Source organism: Burkholderia sp. LFS061 (genome assembly GCF_047978125.1).
GTDB classification, from domain to species: domain Bacteria; phylum Pseudomonadota; class Gammaproteobacteria; order Burkholderiales; family Burkholderiaceae; genus Burkholderia; species Burkholderia pyrrocinia_C.
On the sequence record NZ_JBFPFS010000012.1, the window covers coordinates 163,153 to 177,853 of the forward strand.

The 14,701-nt window shown below is 69.5% G+C and carries 11 protein-coding genes and 2 pseudogenes; 8 read left to right on the forward strand and 5 right to left on the reverse strand.

Going from position 1 to position 14,701, the window contains the following annotated elements:
• Positions 1-14: 14 nt before the first annotated feature.
• From ACNQQL_RS14305 to ACNQQL_RS14315, 3 genes are all read right to left on the reverse strand, one after another.
• Entirely contained in the window at positions 15-1,151 is a 1,137-nt protein-coding gene (locus ACNQQL_RS14305) for a muconate/chloromuconate family cycloisomerase (protein WP_347064478.1), read from the reverse strand.
• A gap of 368 nt (positions 1,152-1,519) precedes the next feature.
• Positions 1,520-1,942 (reverse strand): hypothetical protein, encoded by a 423-nt coding sequence (locus tag ACNQQL_RS14310; RefSeq protein ID WP_347064479.1) that lies wholly within the window; start codon positions 1,940-1,942, stop codon positions 1,520-1,522.
• A 202-nt stretch (positions 1,943-2,144) separates the two neighbouring features.
• Complete coding sequence (locus ACNQQL_RS14315; protein ID WP_347064480.1) at positions 2,145-3,047, reverse strand: LysR family transcriptional regulator; 903 nt, start codon at positions 3,045-3,047, stop codon at positions 2,145-2,147.
• 158 nt (positions 3,048-3,205) lie between these two features.
• On the opposite strand from ACNQQL_RS14315, the gene ACNQQL_RS14320 reads away from it, so the two are divergent.
• Positions 3,206-3,982: a glucose 1-dehydrogenase gene (locus tag ACNQQL_RS14320; protein ID WP_347064481.1), complete on the forward strand. Its 777-nt coding sequence runs from the start codon at positions 3,206-3,208 to the stop codon at positions 3,980-3,982.
• Between the two features lie 140 nt (positions 3,983-4,122).
• Here ACNQQL_RS14320 and ACNQQL_RS14325 read toward each other — a convergent pair whose 3' ends face one another.
• Entirely contained in the window at positions 4,123-5,334 is a 1,212-nt protein-coding gene (locus tag ACNQQL_RS14325) for a sugar transporter (RefSeq protein ID WP_347064482.1), read from the reverse strand.
• A gap of 212 nt (positions 5,335-5,546) precedes the next feature.
• On the opposite strand from ACNQQL_RS14325, the gene ACNQQL_RS14330 reads away from it, so the two are divergent.
• Complete coding sequence (locus ACNQQL_RS14330) at positions 5,547-6,221, forward strand: HAD family hydrolase (protein WP_047904178.1); 675 nt, start codon at positions 5,547-5,549, stop codon at positions 6,219-6,221.
• A gap of 193 nt (positions 6,222-6,414) precedes the next feature.
• On the opposite strand, the gene ACNQQL_RS14335 is transcribed toward ACNQQL_RS14330, so the two are convergent.
• Complete coding sequence (locus tag ACNQQL_RS14335; protein ID WP_034184441.1) at positions 6,415-6,657, reverse strand: DUF6566 family protein; 243 nt, start codon at positions 6,655-6,657, stop codon at positions 6,415-6,417.
• Positions 6,658-6,915: 258 nt separating this feature from the next.
• Between ACNQQL_RS14335 and ACNQQL_RS14340 the strand changes: the two are divergent.
• The 6 genes and pseudogenes from ACNQQL_RS14340 to ACNQQL_RS14365 form a co-directional block, all read left to right on the forward strand.
• Positions 6,916-7,199: pseudogene (locus ACNQQL_RS14340) on the forward strand (MgtC/SapB family protein); the annotation flags it as partial.
• On the forward strand, positions 7,196-7,531 hold the full coding sequence (locus tag ACNQQL_RS14345; RefSeq protein WP_347064483.1) for a hypothetical protein: 336 nt from the start codon (positions 7,196-7,198) through the stop codon (positions 7,529-7,531). The pseudogene ACNQQL_RS14340 and the gene ACNQQL_RS14345, both read left to right, overlap by 4 nt.
• Positions 7,528-9,756, forward strand: a pseudogene (locus ACNQQL_RS14350) (VTT domain-containing protein). Before ACNQQL_RS14345 ends, ACNQQL_RS14350 begins: the two are co-directional and overlap by 4 nt.
• Positions 9,747-10,529 carry an endonuclease/exonuclease/phosphatase family protein gene (locus ACNQQL_RS14355; protein WP_347064484.1) on the forward strand — a complete coding sequence of 261 codons (783 nt, stop codon included), beginning with the start codon at positions 9,747-9,749 and terminating at the stop codon, positions 10,527-10,529. The pseudogene ACNQQL_RS14350 and the gene ACNQQL_RS14355 overlap by 10 nt, the downstream one beginning before the upstream one ends.
• A gap of 29 nt (positions 10,530-10,558) precedes the next feature.
• On the forward strand, positions 10,559-11,047 hold the full coding sequence (locus ACNQQL_RS14360) for a phage protein NinX family protein (RefSeq protein WP_072437868.1): 489 nt from the start codon (positions 10,559-10,561) through the stop codon (positions 11,045-11,047).
• A 151-nt stretch (positions 11,048-11,198) separates the two neighbouring features.
• Positions 11,199-14,591, forward strand: a complete 3,393-nt coding sequence (locus ACNQQL_RS14365; protein ID WP_347064485.1) for a maltotransferase domain-containing protein — start codon at positions 11,199-11,201, stop codon at positions 14,589-14,591.
• Positions 14,592-14,701: the final 110 nt, after the last annotated feature.

The window sequence follows — 14,701 nt, forward strand, 5'->3', positions numbered from 1 at the left end:
TTGCGTGACTCGGGTTACCGCGCGACTTTCGTCAGCCCGTCGCGGGTGAAACGCCTGACCTTGTCCTCGTCGAGTTCGATGCCGAGACCGGGGCCGTCCGGCACGGTCAGTTCGAAATCGCTGTAATCCAGCGGCTGCGTCAGGATCTCTTCGGTGATCAGCAGCGGCCCGAACAGTTCGGTGCCCCACTGCAGGTTCGCGAAACTCGCGAACAGGTGCGCGGAAGCGACCGTGCCGAACGCGCCTTCGAGCATCGTGCCGCCGTACAGCTCGATGCCGGCCGCGTCCGCGATCGCGGCCACGCGTTGTGCCGCGAACAGCCCGCCGCTCTGTTCGATCTTGATCGCGAATACGTCCGCGCCGTGATGCTTCGCGATGTCGAATGCGCTGTCGGGGCCCTGCAGGATTTCATCGGCCATCAGCGCGACCGGGAAGCGGCGCATCAGGCGCGCGAGCGCCGCGGCCGACGCGACCGGCTGCTCGACCAGCTCGCAGCCGGCATCGGCCAGCGCCGGAATCGCGCGCGCGGCCTGCGTTTCGCTCCACGCCATGTTCACGTCGACGCGCACCGACGCGCGATCGCCGACGGCCCGCTTGATCTCGGCCACGTGCCGGATATCCGCGTCCGGCGACTTCGCGCCGATCTTCAGCTTGAACACGTTGTGGCGGCGCAGGTCGAGCATCCGTTCGGCTTCGGCGATGTCGGTGGCCGTTTCGCCCGAAGCGAGCGTCCATGCAACCGGCAGGCGGTCGCGCCGGCGCCCGCCGAGCAATTCGCCGACCGACACGCCGAGCCGCTTGCCGTGCGCGTCGAGCAGCGCGGTTTCGAGCGCGCTCTTCGCGAAGTGGTTGACCTTCGCGAGCTTGCCGACGAACGCCATCAGCGTCTGGATGCGCGTCGCGTCCTTGCCGACGATCGCCGGTGCAAGGTACGTGTCGATCGCGAGCTTCATCGCCTCGGGGCTTTCCGGGCCGTACGCCATGCCGGCGATCGTGGTGCCTTCGCCGATGCCCGTCACGCCGTCGCTGCAGAACACCTTCACGAGCATCAGCGTCTGGCCGTGCATCGTCGCGACCGACAGCTTGTGCGGGCGGATCGTCGGCAGGTCGACGAGACGGGTTTCGATGCGTTCGATGGTGACGGTGGACATGGGGCGCGCTGCTTGTGGGGAGTTCATGGGACGGATTTATACGCGCCGGGCAAATTCACCGTCCAATACTTTTAGTCCCGTATTTCAATACCTGAAAGGTATTGAAATACGGGAATATTCGCGCTTTAGTGCGATGCACCATACCTGTTTTGGCTGGTTATTGATGCGCAGAGCCTTGCTGGAGCGGGATGAGAACGGATGCGGGAGGCGGACGGTCGAGCGTTGCGCCGTGGCCGCTTGCAGGCGGGTAGCGACCGCGGAAATCAGCGGTCGTCGCGGGGAAGCAAGGGTTTTCCTGAGGGAAAAGCCGGCCGGGCGGCAGCGGCATGACAGGCCGCTGCGTCGTCCCGCAAGCGGTGAATATCCGGTCAGCGGCCAGCCGCCGCGACCGACGCCTGCCATTGCACGGCCACGCCGGCGTAATCCTTGACCTTGAAAGCCGAGCCGTCCTGGACATGAACCCGGCCAAGCGTCCGGACGGCCAGCGGCTTGTCGTGCTCGTCCGTCGCGATCTTGACGATCGCAGGCGCACAAATATGCGCGAGACCGTTCGGATAGTCGGACGACGGGTTCGCCAGCGTCACCGTCACGAACGGGCCGAGGTCATGCAGGAGCTGGGTAGCCGGCGGATGATCGGCCATCAGCAGCGTGCCGCCCTTGGCCCGGTCGTCCACGCGGATGGCCATGCTGTCCGGCCGCCGCTGCGCGGCGCGCGGCAGCGACATCCAGAGCACATGATCCGGGTTCACATAAACGACATCGGGATCGCCCATGGCGTCGCGCGTTTTCAATCCGGGGTATCGGCATGCAGGGTCTCCAGTCGATCATCGGGCACCGACGCGGGTGCGTCTGCCCCATGGCGATGCCGCAATATGTCGGCTTTCCACATGCCTTCCGGCGCGTGGAGACGGACGTCGTCAGGTCCGCACCCGGAGCATGACGCGACCGCCTTTACTACCCGGTCGGTACGCCGACTCGACCCGGCGGTGCCGCCTATCCTCGCCACGTTGCCTGCGCCAGCTTCGCCACCAGTTCGTCGTACACCACCCGGATGCGACTGGGCATCGGGCCACGCCGCGGCCGATAGACGTGCAACTTCCACGGCTCGGGTTCGAGGCTCGACAGCAACCGCACCAGGCGCCCCTTCTTGATGGTCGGCCGGACGAGATATTCCGAGCACTGGCCGAATCCCAGCCCTGCGCACACGGCCTCGATCTCAGCCTCGGCGTCGTCGGTCAGATAGGCCGGCGACGCGGGCTTGAATTGCTGCTCCCCGCGAAAAATCCACGGCCACGCCCGACCGCTCGCGCGGTCGATCAGGCACGTCACCGGCATCGATTCGAGTGCCTTGAGGTTTTTCGGCTCGCCCAGCCGTTTGATCAGCGACGGGGCGCCAACGACCCACATCGGCAACGGCCCGACCATTCGCGCGACAAAGCGGTTATCTCCGATCGCCCCGACCCGCACGCCGATGTCGATCTGTTCGTCGACCACCGGCGAAGGCACATCCGACAGCCTCAGGTCGGGCACGAGACCCGGATACCGCTGCGTGAGATCGGTCAGGATCGGCTGGACATAATGACGCCCCATGCCTGACGGGGCCGTGATCCTGACGACGCCGACCGGCTCGTCGACCTGAGCGTTCGCGGGCCCGAACAGCCCGTCGACGGCAGAAAGCGCCGCCTGCGCTTCAAGCGCAAACGACTGCCCGAAGGCGGTAATCCGGATACTGCGGGTCGTCCGATGGAACAGGGTTTCGCCCAGCATCTCTTCCAGTTCGCGCACCGCGCGCGTCACGACCTGCGGCGACACCCCGAGCCGCGCGGCCGCCTCGCGGAACGTGGGCGCCGCGGCCGCCGCGGAAAAGATCTTCAGGATGTCGAGCCGGTTGAGCATGAGGAACCCTTTTGACGCTCGCGAAGAAGCGATTTTAATTCCCGAAACGGGAATTCTGAATGCGCCATTGTTCCATTTTTTTGCGACCGGCGAACGACCACAATGAGCGTCAGACGTCGTTTCGACGTGAATGGTCAACCACTCTGGGGAATCTCATCATGAACGCAAGCACATATCCGGCTCAACTCGAGGGCCGCATCGCACTGGTGACGGGTGCGAGTTCCGGCATTGGCCGCGCATCCGCGATCGAACTCGCGCGGCGCGGCGCGAAGGTCGTCGTTTCCGCACGGCGCAAGACCGAACTGGATCGACTGGTCGAGGAAATCACGGCCGCCGGCGGCGAAGCGAAGGCCTTCGTTGCGGACGTCGCGAATGAAGACGCGCTCCGCACGCTCTTCGATTTCACGGTATCGACCTACGGACGCCTCGACATCGCGTTCAACAATGCCGGCACGGAAGGCGTGTTCGCGCCGCTGCTCGAGCAGGATGCCGAACGGTTCGACATGGTGTTCGAACCGAACGTGCGCGGCGTGTTCAATTCGATGAAGTACGCGGCCGAAATCATGCTGCGTCAGGGCTCGGGCAGCATCATCAACAATGCGTCGATGGGCGGGCTCATTGGCTTCGAGAATGCGTCGGTCTATATCGCGAGCAAGCACGCGGTGATCGGGATGACGAAGACGGCTTCGATCGAGTGGTTCAAGCGAGGCGTCCGCGTCAACGCACTGTGCCCCGGGCTGATCGAAACGCCGTTCCATCATCGCGGCATCTGGCCGTCGGACGATGCACGGCAGGGCTTTGCCGCAGCGACACCGGCAGGACGGTGGGGGTCCGCCGAGGAAATGGCGACGATCGTCGCGTTCCTCGCATCGGACGATTCCAGCTATGTGTCGGGGCATGCGCTCGTGGCCGACGGCGGCTATTCGATTGCATGACACCTGAAGCGCGAACCTGAATTCCGTGGCGGCTCATCGTCGCGTAACCGGACCGACAGCGCGAAATGACTGCGCGCTGTCGGTTCGCGCATCCCGGTTCGCACGGGAAGCAAATGCATCGGGCCGCTGCCGCCTTCGCTTCACTGCACGCCGGCGGTCGGTGTCGACTCCGCCATCGCCCGTTTCGCGTGAAGACGCAACGCGAGCCACGCGAGCCCGACCGCGAACGCGCCGACCACGCCGCCGAAGGTGCCGACCCACGGCAGCCCGAAGTCGCCCGCGATATGGTTGCCGAGCAGCGCGCCGGCACCGATGCCGACGTTGTACAGGCCCGAGAAGATCGACACGGCCAGGTCGGTCCCCTCCGGCGCCAGCTTCAGCACCCATGCCTGCATCGCGAGGCCGAAACAGACGATCGCCCCGCCCCAGACCAGCGTATGCACAGACAGCGTGACGATGTTCAGCGCGCACGGGAACAGGATCAGCAGGCATCCCGACAACGCAACGATCGACGCCAGCAGGAAATCGTCCGGCCGGTGCGGATAGACGCGATTGAAGCAGATCGCGGCCGGCATGCCGGCAATGCCGAACAGGATCAGCACATACGTGATCCGGCTGCTGCTCGCGTGGTTCACGCTCTGGACGAAGGGCTCGATGTACGTGTACGACGTGAAATGCGCGGACACGACGAGCACGGTGATCGCGTACAGCGCCACCAGCGCCGGCTTGCGCAGAAACACGCCGATGCTGCCGACGGATCCGGCGCCCTGGCTCGGGAGTTCCGGCAACGTCGCGCGCAGCAGCAGCAACGCAACGCCCGCCGCGCCCGCGATGATCAGGAACGTGACGCGCCAGCCGAACGCCTCGCCGATCACGCGCCCGAGCGGAATGCCGGCGACCATCGCGATCGACGTGCCCATCGCCAGCATGCTGAGCGCGCGGCTTTTCCGGTCGCTCGGCGCGAGCCGCACGGCGAGCGGGACGGAAATCGACCAGAACACCGCGTGCGCACACGCGATGCCCAGCCGGCCGGCCATCAGCACCGCGAAATTCCACGCGATACCGGTGACGATATGGCTGACGATGAACGCCACCAGCGCCCAGACCAGCAGCCTGCGGCGCTCGACATGGCGCGTGACCAGCGTCAGCGGCAGCGACACGACGGCGACGGCCCACGCATAGATCGTCAGCATCAGGCCGACGTCGGTCGGCTGCATGTGCAGGCTGTCGCCGATCGCACTGAGCAGCGCGACGGGGACGAACTCGGTGGTATTGAAGATGAAGGCGGTGAGTGCCAGGGCCCATACGCCCCACCACGATTGACTGGAACTGACGGCGTCCGGTGTTGCCATACCTGGAATCGACGAGGGTTGGGGGCGCGTACGGCGCGGAAAAGTCCGGCCCCGCGCATCGCGCGATTGTACCAGCGGCGCCTGACTCGTCGCGGCACGGCGCGGCACGTTGGAGCCACGGGACATCGCCATGACATGGCCGCGCGCCGATAATGTGTCGGCAGGATTTTCATCGACGATTCGCTCGAACCCTATCGAGCCAGGAGATTCACATGCGCATTGAAACGTCTTTTCTGTTCGATCTCGACGGCACGCTCGTCGACAGCGTCTATCAGCACGTGCTCGCGTGGAAGGAAGCGCTCGATGCCGAGGGCATCGAACTGTCGGTGTGGCGCATCCACCGCAAGATCGGGATGAGCGGCGGCCTGTTCCTGAACCAGCTGCTGCGCGAGACGGCGGGCGACATCGACGCCGAGCGCGTCGAACGGCTCGCCCGGCTGCATGCGGCCGCGTACCAGCGGCTGCGCGCGCAGGTTCGGCCGCTGCCGGGCGCGCGCGAGCTGCTGGCCGCGCTGTCGAGCGCGGGCATCCGCTGGGCGATCGCCACCAGCGGGCGGATGGAAACGGCCGCCATCAATCTCGAGGCGCTCGGCGTCGATCCGGCAAAGAACGTCGTCGTCACGCGCGACCAGGTGAAATATGCGAAACCGGACCCCGACCTGTTCCTGACCGCGGCCGCGCAACTGAACGTGCCGATCGAACACACGGTGGTCGTCGGCGACAGCATCTGGGACATGCTCGCCGCCAGCCGCTGCCGCGCGCTCGGCGTCGGGCTGCTGTCGGGCGGCTACGGCAGCGACGAACTGGAACGCGCGGGCGCGCTGCGCGTGTACGACGATCCGGCGGATCTGCTGTGGCATCTGGATGAAATTGCCGCGCGGCCGTAGCCCGTCCGCTTCGTCGGGGTCGCCTTCGCCGGATCGAAGTTCCCGCGCGCTTCACGCGGCCGGCACGGCGAACAGCATGCGGCCGGCCGGGTTCACGTCGATTTCGTAGCGGCTGCAGGCAAGGCCACGCGCGCGGCCGGGGTCGTACCGGCAGACGGCGCGGGTGCGCGGATCGCGCGTCGATGCGTCCCGGTCAATCGTCGTCGACGCGCTTGTCGATCAGGTAACGGCCGCGCTCGACGCCCGCGCGCAATGCTTCGTTCTCGGTCAGCCATTCGGGGCCGGCGGCGGCCGGCTCGACCAGCTCGATGCGCTCGCCGCCGACATACACCTGCACCTCGTCGCGCCATGCGCCGCTATCGTTGCGCCGCGCCCATACGAGGATCTCGTGACCGCGATACGGGTCGCGAACCTGTGCATCCTGTTGATGTTGCACGATGGCCTCCTGTGCTTATCTGCGATAACGATGCAAAAAATGCGCGCCGCCCGATCGCCGCGCGCGCCGGCCGCCCTGCTCGCACGCAGCGTGCCCGGCCGGCACGCGCCTTGCGCCCCCTTACGTCCCCATTTCGCGTCGAACCGCTACCGGTACGCGCCTGGGTGAAACGGAAGGAATCCACATCATGATCGGGCACCTCGAACGCGTCGGACGCCTGCTACCGGCCACGCTACCCGGCACTCGTGATGCTCGCGGCTCGAATGCCGCCTCATCGCGCAGCGTCAACCGCGCACGCTGCGCTCGTCGTCGAGCATAGCGATCTCACGCTCGGCACGCTGCACGATACACCCGGCGCGGGACGCGTGCGCGTGAAGCGGTTCATCGTCCAGCAGTCGGACGACGATCCGGACACCGACAACGTCCCGGCCCCGTTCTCGCGCACAAGCGGACCGGAATTTGCGGCGCTCGGCAAGACGCTGCTGAACATCGCCGGCGTGCGGACCTGCCGCCCCGACACTTCGTCAAGGAGCTTCGTGTGACCCAGACCGACCTGCTCTCCTATCTGGTGACGAGCGAGCTGGCCGCCCGCATGCGGTTCGGCGGATGGCTCACCATCAGCCAGCGCGTCGGTGCGCTGCGCGCGTGGCTCGCGTGCCATCACGCCGAATGCGGCTGGCTCGACCGGGTCAGGATCGCGAGCGCGGCCGCGACGATCGCGCAGGAGATCTACGAGATCGCGGTCGAGCACGGCCTCGAAAACGGCGAACGCGTGCGGCTCGACGCCCGTTCGCCGGAGCTGCAGGCGCTGCGCGCCCGCTGCGGCGCGCTGCTGCAGCGCATCGACGGCGACCGGGACGTCGACGCACGATGATCGCGCCGGACCGCAGGAGCGTGCGGCTCGCCGCCATCGCAACGGCAGGCCCGGACGATGCGGCGGCCGCCGCGCTGCCGCCGGGCGACGCGTCGCGACACGGCCTGCTCGAACGCGGCCGCAACTGCGACGCGATTTGCCATGCGGACCGCTTCGCGACGCTCGTCGACGGCGATGCGTATTTCGCGACGCTGCGCGCCGCGCTGCTGCGGGCACGCCATACGGTATTCATCGTCGGCTGGGACGTCGACAGCCGGATGCGGCTTGCGCCGGGCGGCGCCGGCGATGGCGACGCCTTCCCCGACACGCTCGCTGCGTTCCTGCACGCACTCGCCTCCACGCGGCACAACCTGCGCATCTACGTGCTCGCGAGGGACTTCGCGATGATCTACGCGCTGGAGCGCGACTGGCCGCCCGTGTATCGCGCCGGCTGGCACGCGCATCGCGGCATCCGCTTTCGGCTCGACGACACGCATCCGCGCGGCGCGTCGCATCATCAGAAACTCGTCGTGATCGACGACCGGCTCGCGTTCGTCGGCGGCCTCGACCTCACGCGCGCGCGCTGGGACACGCCCGCGCATGCGGCCGGCGACCCGCGCCGCCGCGACGAGCACGGGATGCCGTACGCGCCGTTCCACGACGTGCAGGCGATGTTCGACGGCGACGCGGCCGCCGCGATCGGCGAGCAGGCGCGCACGCGCTGGCTGCACGCGTGCGGGCGGCCGATCGCGATCCGCGCGCAGCGGCATCTCGACCGGCCGGACGACGATCCGTGGCCGCCCGATGCGCGCGTCGACGTGCGCGACGTGCGGCTCGGCATCGCGTATACGGCGCCGCGCCACGGCGGCCGCGAGCCGGTGCTGCAGGTGCGCGCGCTCGTCGGGGACGCGATCCGCGCCGCGCGCCGGCACCTGTACGTCGAGAACCAGTATTTCACCGCGGCGGTCGTGCGGGAGACGCTGTCCGCGCGCCTCGCCGACGCGCACGGGCCGGACGTGACGGTCGTCGCACCGCGCGTGCAGAGCGGCTGGCTGCAGGAAGCGACGATGGGCGTGCTGCGCGCGCGGCTGCACGCGACGCTCGCGGCGGCCGACCGCTTCGGCCGCTACCGGCTGCTGTATCCGCACGTCGACGGGCTCGGCGACGCGTGCGTGAACGTGCACAGCAAACTCGCGATCGTCGACGACGAATGCCTGGTCATCGGCAGCGCGAACCTGAACAACCGCTCGATGCTGCTCGACACCGAATGCTGCATCGCGCTCGTCGCGGCCGGCGACGCGCGCATCCGCGCGGCGATCGCCGGCACGCGCGAGCGGCTGCTGGCCGAGCATCTCGGCACGACACCCGCCGCGGTTGCCGCCGCATTCGCCTGCGCCGACCGGCCGAACGCCGTGCTCGACCGGCTGCGCGCGAAGCATGGCCGCACGCTGCGCACGCTCGATCCGGCCGTCGCACCGCAACTCGACGCGCTCGTGCCGGTCAGCACGCGGCTCGATCCCGAGCAGCCGATCGAACCCGACCGATTCGTCCGCGAATTCGTGCCGCGCGAACAGCATCGCTCGCTGAGCGCGCGGTTCTTCGTGCTCGGCGCGATCGTGCTCGCCATCACCGCGTTGGCGCTCGTGTGGCGCTTCTCGCCGCTGGGCGCGCGGCTGAATGTCGCTTCGCTGTCGCACGCGGCGGCCGGCATCGCGCAGTGACCGGCCGCGCCCGCGCTGCTGCTCGCCGGCTATGTGGTCGCGGCGACGTTCGCGGTGCCGATCACGCTGCTGATCGCCGCGACCGGGCTCGTGTTCGGCGCGTGGCCCGGTTTCGCGTATGCGGGCCTCGGCTCGATGGCGGCCGCCGCCGCGACCTACGGGCTCGGCCGCTGGCTCGGCCGCGACGCGGTGCGCCGGCTCGCCGGCGCGCGTGCGAACCGGCTGAGCGAACGCATCGGCCGGCGCGGCGTGGTCGCGATGGCCGTGCTGCGGCTGTTGCCGATCGCGCCGTTTACCGTCGTGAACCTCGTCGCCGGCGCGTCGCACATCGGCCTGCGCGACTACCTGGTCGGCACCGCGATCGGGATGCTGCCCGGCATCGTGTTGACGGTTACGTTCGCGCACCAGTTGACCGCGGCGCTCAGCCATCCGCGGCCGGGCGCGTTCGCATGGCTTGCGGCGATCGGCATCGCGCTGGTCGGCGTATCGGCGATCCTCATCAGGGTGCTGCGGCGATGGCGCTGAGCCGACACGCGGCGGCGCCGCCCGAAGTCGTCATGGCCGACGGCCCGCCCGCCGCGGCGCCGGGCGGGCGCGACCTGCGGATCGCGACGTACAACATCCGCGGCGGCTACGGCGTGTGGCCGGCGCGCGCGGCCGACCGGATCGCGGCCGTGATCGACGAACTCGACGCGGACGTGATCGCGCTGCAGGAAGTGCCGCTCGGCGGCACGCGCGCGCCCGACGTGCTCGCGCACCTGCGCGACGCGACCGGCATGCACGCGGTAGCCGGCCCGACGATCGACACGCCGGAGCGCCGCTACGGCAATGCGGTGCTGTCGCGCTGCCCGATCCGGGCGGCGCGCACGCTCGACCTGTCGTTCCATCAGCGCGAGCCGCGCGGCGCGCTGGATGCCGACATCGACTGCGGCGCGGGCACGATCCGCGTGGTCGCGACCCATCTCGGCCTGTCGGCAAGCGAACGCAGCGCGCAGGTGCAACGGCTGCTCGCCGCATTCGACACCGGCGCGATGCCGGTGATCCTGCTCGGCGACATCAACGAATGGTTCGTGCGCGGCCGCGCGCTGCAGGCGCTCGTCACGCGGTTCCGGCGCGCGCCCGCACCGCGCACGTTCCCGACGCTGTATCCGGTGTTCTCGCTGGACCGGATCTGGATCCACCCGGGCGAACTGCTGATCGACGTGATCGTGCATCGCAGCATGCGCGCGCGGCACGCATCCGACCACTACCCGCTCGTCGCGCGGATGCGCGCGACGGGAACGTCGATTGCGCGTTGAAAACCTTTCCGGTCCAGCGGAGCTTGCCCATGCGAACCGACGCACTCGGCGGAAAGGATCTCGACTACTGGTGCGCACGCGCGTTGTGCGCGGATGACGAAGACACGCTGCGTTTCACGTCCGTCGCGCCGGCGGTCGTCGTGACGGCCGCCTGCGACGCATTGAGGCGCCTCGACGCGCCGTTCGCGCCGTCGGCGTCGTGGGCCGACGCGGGCGCCGTGCTCGATCGCGTCGACGACCTGCGGATCGCACACCACGGCGACAGCGTCGAATGCGACGCGACCTTCATCGACGGGCCGTCCGCCTGCGGCGCGCGTGCCGCCAACGCACGCGTGGCGCTGCTGCGCGCATTCGTGCGCGCGCGCTTCGGCGACGAGGTCGACGCACCGCCGCCGTTCGCGCACCGGATCGAACACGGCGCCATGGCGCGCTACGACCCCGGCATGCCGCTTCCCGAAACGGACGACGATCGCGCCGCGGGCGACAGCACGGATATCCGCTCCATCCCGCGCATGTAAGTGCAAGCGGCAGTACAGCGGTCATGTAAAAACGACAGCCCGCCGGCGCCGGCATCCCGCCTGACCATTGCCGCGCCGGACTCCGCGCGGCAGGCACACGCGTTGCGGCAACCCGGCGTTATCGACCGCCGCCGCCCGCACGCTCCGCGCCATGGACTCCACGCCGACCTTCGCTCCGCATATCTATTTCTGCGACGCCCGCCTCGTCGGGCCGCTCGACGCGTGGGGGCAGACCTGCGCGCATATCGCGGGAATGGGCTTCGATCACGTGCTGGTCGGGTCGTTCTGGGCCGCGAGCGTGGCCGGCTTCCCGCGCCACGTGGCCGATTTCCATCGCCCGGCCCACACGTTCGCGACGCGCGCGAGCGCGCTCGAAACGTTCTCGCGGCTCGCGCAGCTCGCGCACGGCCACGGGCTGCGCATGCTGCTCGAAGTCGTGCCGGACCGCATCGCGCGCGAGAACCCGCTGCGCGCCGCGCATCCGGACTGGTACGTCGAGCGCACGCACGACGATGCGCTGATCGACCCGCGCGGCACCGCGCACGCGCTGGATGTCGTGCACGCCAACCTCGGCGACGATGCGGCGCGCGACGCGCTGTCGGCTTGGTGGTGCGCGCACCTCGCCGCCTTTGCGGACGCGGGCGCGGCCGGCTTCCTGGTCGACGCGCCGCATCATCTGCCGGCGGACTGGTGGCCCGGCTGGCGCGCGGCGCTGCGCCGCGCGCGCCCGGACGCCGCGGTGCTCGCCGGCGTGCCCGGCCATGCACGCGACGCGCTCGCGCAGCTCGAAGCGGCCGGGTTCGATGCGGTGTTCTCGTCGGTGCGCTGGTGGGATCTCCACGCACCGTGGTTCGCCGACGAACACCGGCTGCTGCGGCGCATCGGCTCGCCGATTGCGTTTCCCGATGCGTTCGACGGCCCGCGCCTCGCCGACGACTGGCCCGACGCACCGGACGACACCGTCGCACGCGCGTATCGCCGCGCACTGTGGACGGCCGCGGCCGTCGGCACCGGCTGGCTCGCGCCGATGGGCTTCGAGCGCGGTGTCACGCTGCCGCTGATGTCGCGCGACGCGGATGCCGACCGCTACCGCACCGCGTTCGAGCGCGCGCGCTTCGACCTGTCGGGTGCGATCGCCGATGCGAACGCGTGGCGTCGCGCGACGCCCGTGGCGGCCGCGCGCGGCGAGATCGCGCAGCTGAGCGCGCCCGGCGCCACCGCGACGGTGCTGCTGCGCGGCACGGGGCCGTCGCTCGAACACGACGAAGCGGCACTGCTGATCGCGTTGAATCCCGACCTCGACACGGCGACAACCGTCGATCCCGCCGCGATCCTGCCCGGCGTGCCGGGCAGCTTCACGCGCGTCGTGACGCGGGACGGCACGCCAACCCACCCGCCTGCCGCGCTCGAAGCCTTCATGCTCGGGCCCGGCGCGCACGCGCTGCTGGATGCCCGGCGCGCCCCGCCCGTCACGACGCGCCCCGACGCCGCGCGCGAACGCACGGTGCTGTCGGCCGCGCTCGCGGCCGACCGGATCGCGATCGAGCGCGTCGAGCCGTCGGTCGACGGCGGCCGCTTCGCGGTCAAGCGCGTGATCGGCGAACCGCTCGTCGTGCATGCATCGATCTTCTCCGACGGGCACGCGCATCTCGCGGCCGCGCTCCAGTGGCGCGCGGAAGGCGACGACGACTGGCGTGAAGTGCCGTTCGAAGCCGAACCGAACGACCGCTGGCACGCGCGCATCATGCTCGACCGGGTCGGCCGCCACGCATTTCGCGTGATCGCGTGGCGCGACGACTGGGCGTCGCTCGCCGACGACGTCGCGAAGAAACACGCGGCCGGCCAGGACGTGACGCTCGAACTGCGCGAAGCCCAGCTGCTGCTCGCGACCGCGCTCAAGCTCGCCGATCCGGCGGATGCACGCGCGGTCCCGCACATGGAACGCCTCGTCGCCGAGTTCAGGGACGCTCCGCCCGCCGAACGGCTCGCGCTGCTCGGCGCGCCGTCGCTGGCCGACGCGTTCGCCGCACTGCGCTACCGCCCGTTCGTCACGCACGACGAGACCGTGTATCCGGTCGACGTCGAGCGCCGCGCGGCGCGCTTCTCGAGCTGGTACGAGATGTTCCCGCGCTCGGCGAGCGACGATCCGCATCGGCACGGCACGTTCGACGACGTGATCGCGCAATTGCCGCGCATTCGCGACCTGGGTTTCGACGTGCTGTATTTCCCGCCGATCCACCCGATCGGCACCACCGCGCGCAAGGGCCGCAACAACAGCCTGAAAGCCGCCCCCGACGAGGTCGGCAGCCCGTACGCGATCGGCTCGCCCGACGGCGGCCACACGGCCGTGCATTCGCAGCTCGGCACGCTCGAATCGTTCCGCGCGCTGGTCGAGACCGCGCGCGTTCACGGGCTCGAGATCGCGCTGGATTTCGCGATCCAGTGCTCGCCCGACCACCCGTGGCTGGCCGCGCATCCGGGCTGGTTCGCGTGGCGGCCCGACGGCTCGCTGCGCTATGCGGAAAATCCGCCGAAGCGCTACCAGGACATCGTGAACCCCGATTTCTACGCGCCGGATGCACTGCCCGGCCTGTGGCTCACGCTGCGCGACGCGGTGCAGTTCTGGGTCGACGCGGGCGTGCGGATCTTCCGCGTCGACAACCCGCACACCAAGCCGCTGCCGTTCTGGGCGTGGATGATCGCCGACATGCGCGGCCGGCATCCGGACGTCGTGTTCCTGTCCGAAGCGTTCACGCGGCCGGCGATGATGTATCGGCTCGCGAAGGTCGGCTTCTCGCAGTCGTACACGTACTTCACCTGGCGCGAGACGAAGCGCGAGTTCATCGACTACCTGACCGAGCTGACGGCCGGGCCCGCACGCGAGTTCTTCCGGCCGAATTTCTTCGTCAACACGCCCGACATCAACCCGCGCCACCTGCAGAACGCGCCGCGCACGCAGTTCGTGATCCGCGCGGCGCTCGCGGCGACGCTGGCCGGTTCATGGGGCATGTACTCGGGTTTCGAGCTCGGCGAATCGGCGCCGCTGCCGGACAGCGAGGAATACGCGAACGCGGAGAAGTACGAGCTGCGCGCGCGCGACTGGAGCCGTGCCGCGCACATCGGCGCCGAAGTCGCGCGGCTGAACCGCGCACGGCGCGATCACCCGGCGCTGCAGACGCATCTCGGCCTGACGTTCGCCGACGCGGACAACGACGCCGTGCTCGTGTTCGTCAAGGCGACGCCGGCGTTCGACAGCGTCGTCGTCGTCGCGATCAGCCTCGACCCGTGGCATCCGCAGGCCGCGAACTTCACGCTCGACGCGGCGCTGTGGCGCGGCTTCGGGCTCGCCGACGGCGAACCGCTCGACGCGCTCGAACTGGATGCCGCGCACGCGCAGACTTGGCGCGGCCATCGCCAGTACGTGTCGCTCGATCCGCACGTACGGCCGTATGCGATCTGGCGGCTCGCGCCGTCTCCGGGCGCCGCGCGGGCGGCCGCGCCCGGACCGGACGACGCCCGACGACCTTCGGGAGCCCACGGATGATGAAACGCGAAGATTCCCTCGACGACGTGCGCCGCGCGCAGTTCCCGTCGCTCGCGCCGGCGGCGTCTCGCAGTCGTACACGTACTTCACCTCGCGCGAGACGAAGCGCG

Coding starts and splice junctions, on each gene's coding strand:
- ACNQQL_RS14305 (WP_347064478.1), bottom strand. CDS start 1,151: ATGTCCACCGTCACCATCGAACGCATCGAAACCCGTCTCGTCGACCTG.
- ACNQQL_RS14315 (WP_347064480.1), bottom strand. CDS start 3,047: ATGCTCAACCGGCTCGACATCCTGAAGATCTTTTCCGCGGCGGCCGCG.
- ACNQQL_RS14320 (WP_347064481.1), top strand. CDS start 3,206: ATGAACGCAAGCACATATCCGGCTCAACTCGAGGGCCGCATCGCACTG.
- ACNQQL_RS14325 (WP_347064482.1), bottom strand. CDS start 5,334: ATGGCAACACCGGACGCCGTCAGTTCCAGTCAATCGTGGTGGGGCGTA.
- ACNQQL_RS14330 (WP_047904178.1), top strand. CDS start 5,547: ATGCGCATTGAAACGTCTTTTCTGTTCGATCTCGACGGCACGCTCGTC.
- ACNQQL_RS14355 (WP_347064484.1), top strand. CDS start 9,747: ATGGCGCTGAGCCGACACGCGGCGGCGCCGCCCGAAGTCGTCATGGCC.
- ACNQQL_RS14360 (WP_072437868.1), top strand. CDS start 10,559: ATGCGAACCGACGCACTCGGCGGAAAGGATCTCGACTACTGGTGCGCA.
- ACNQQL_RS14365 (WP_347064485.1), top strand. CDS start 11,199: ATGGACTCCACGCCGACCTTCGCTCCGCATATCTATTTCTGCGACGCC.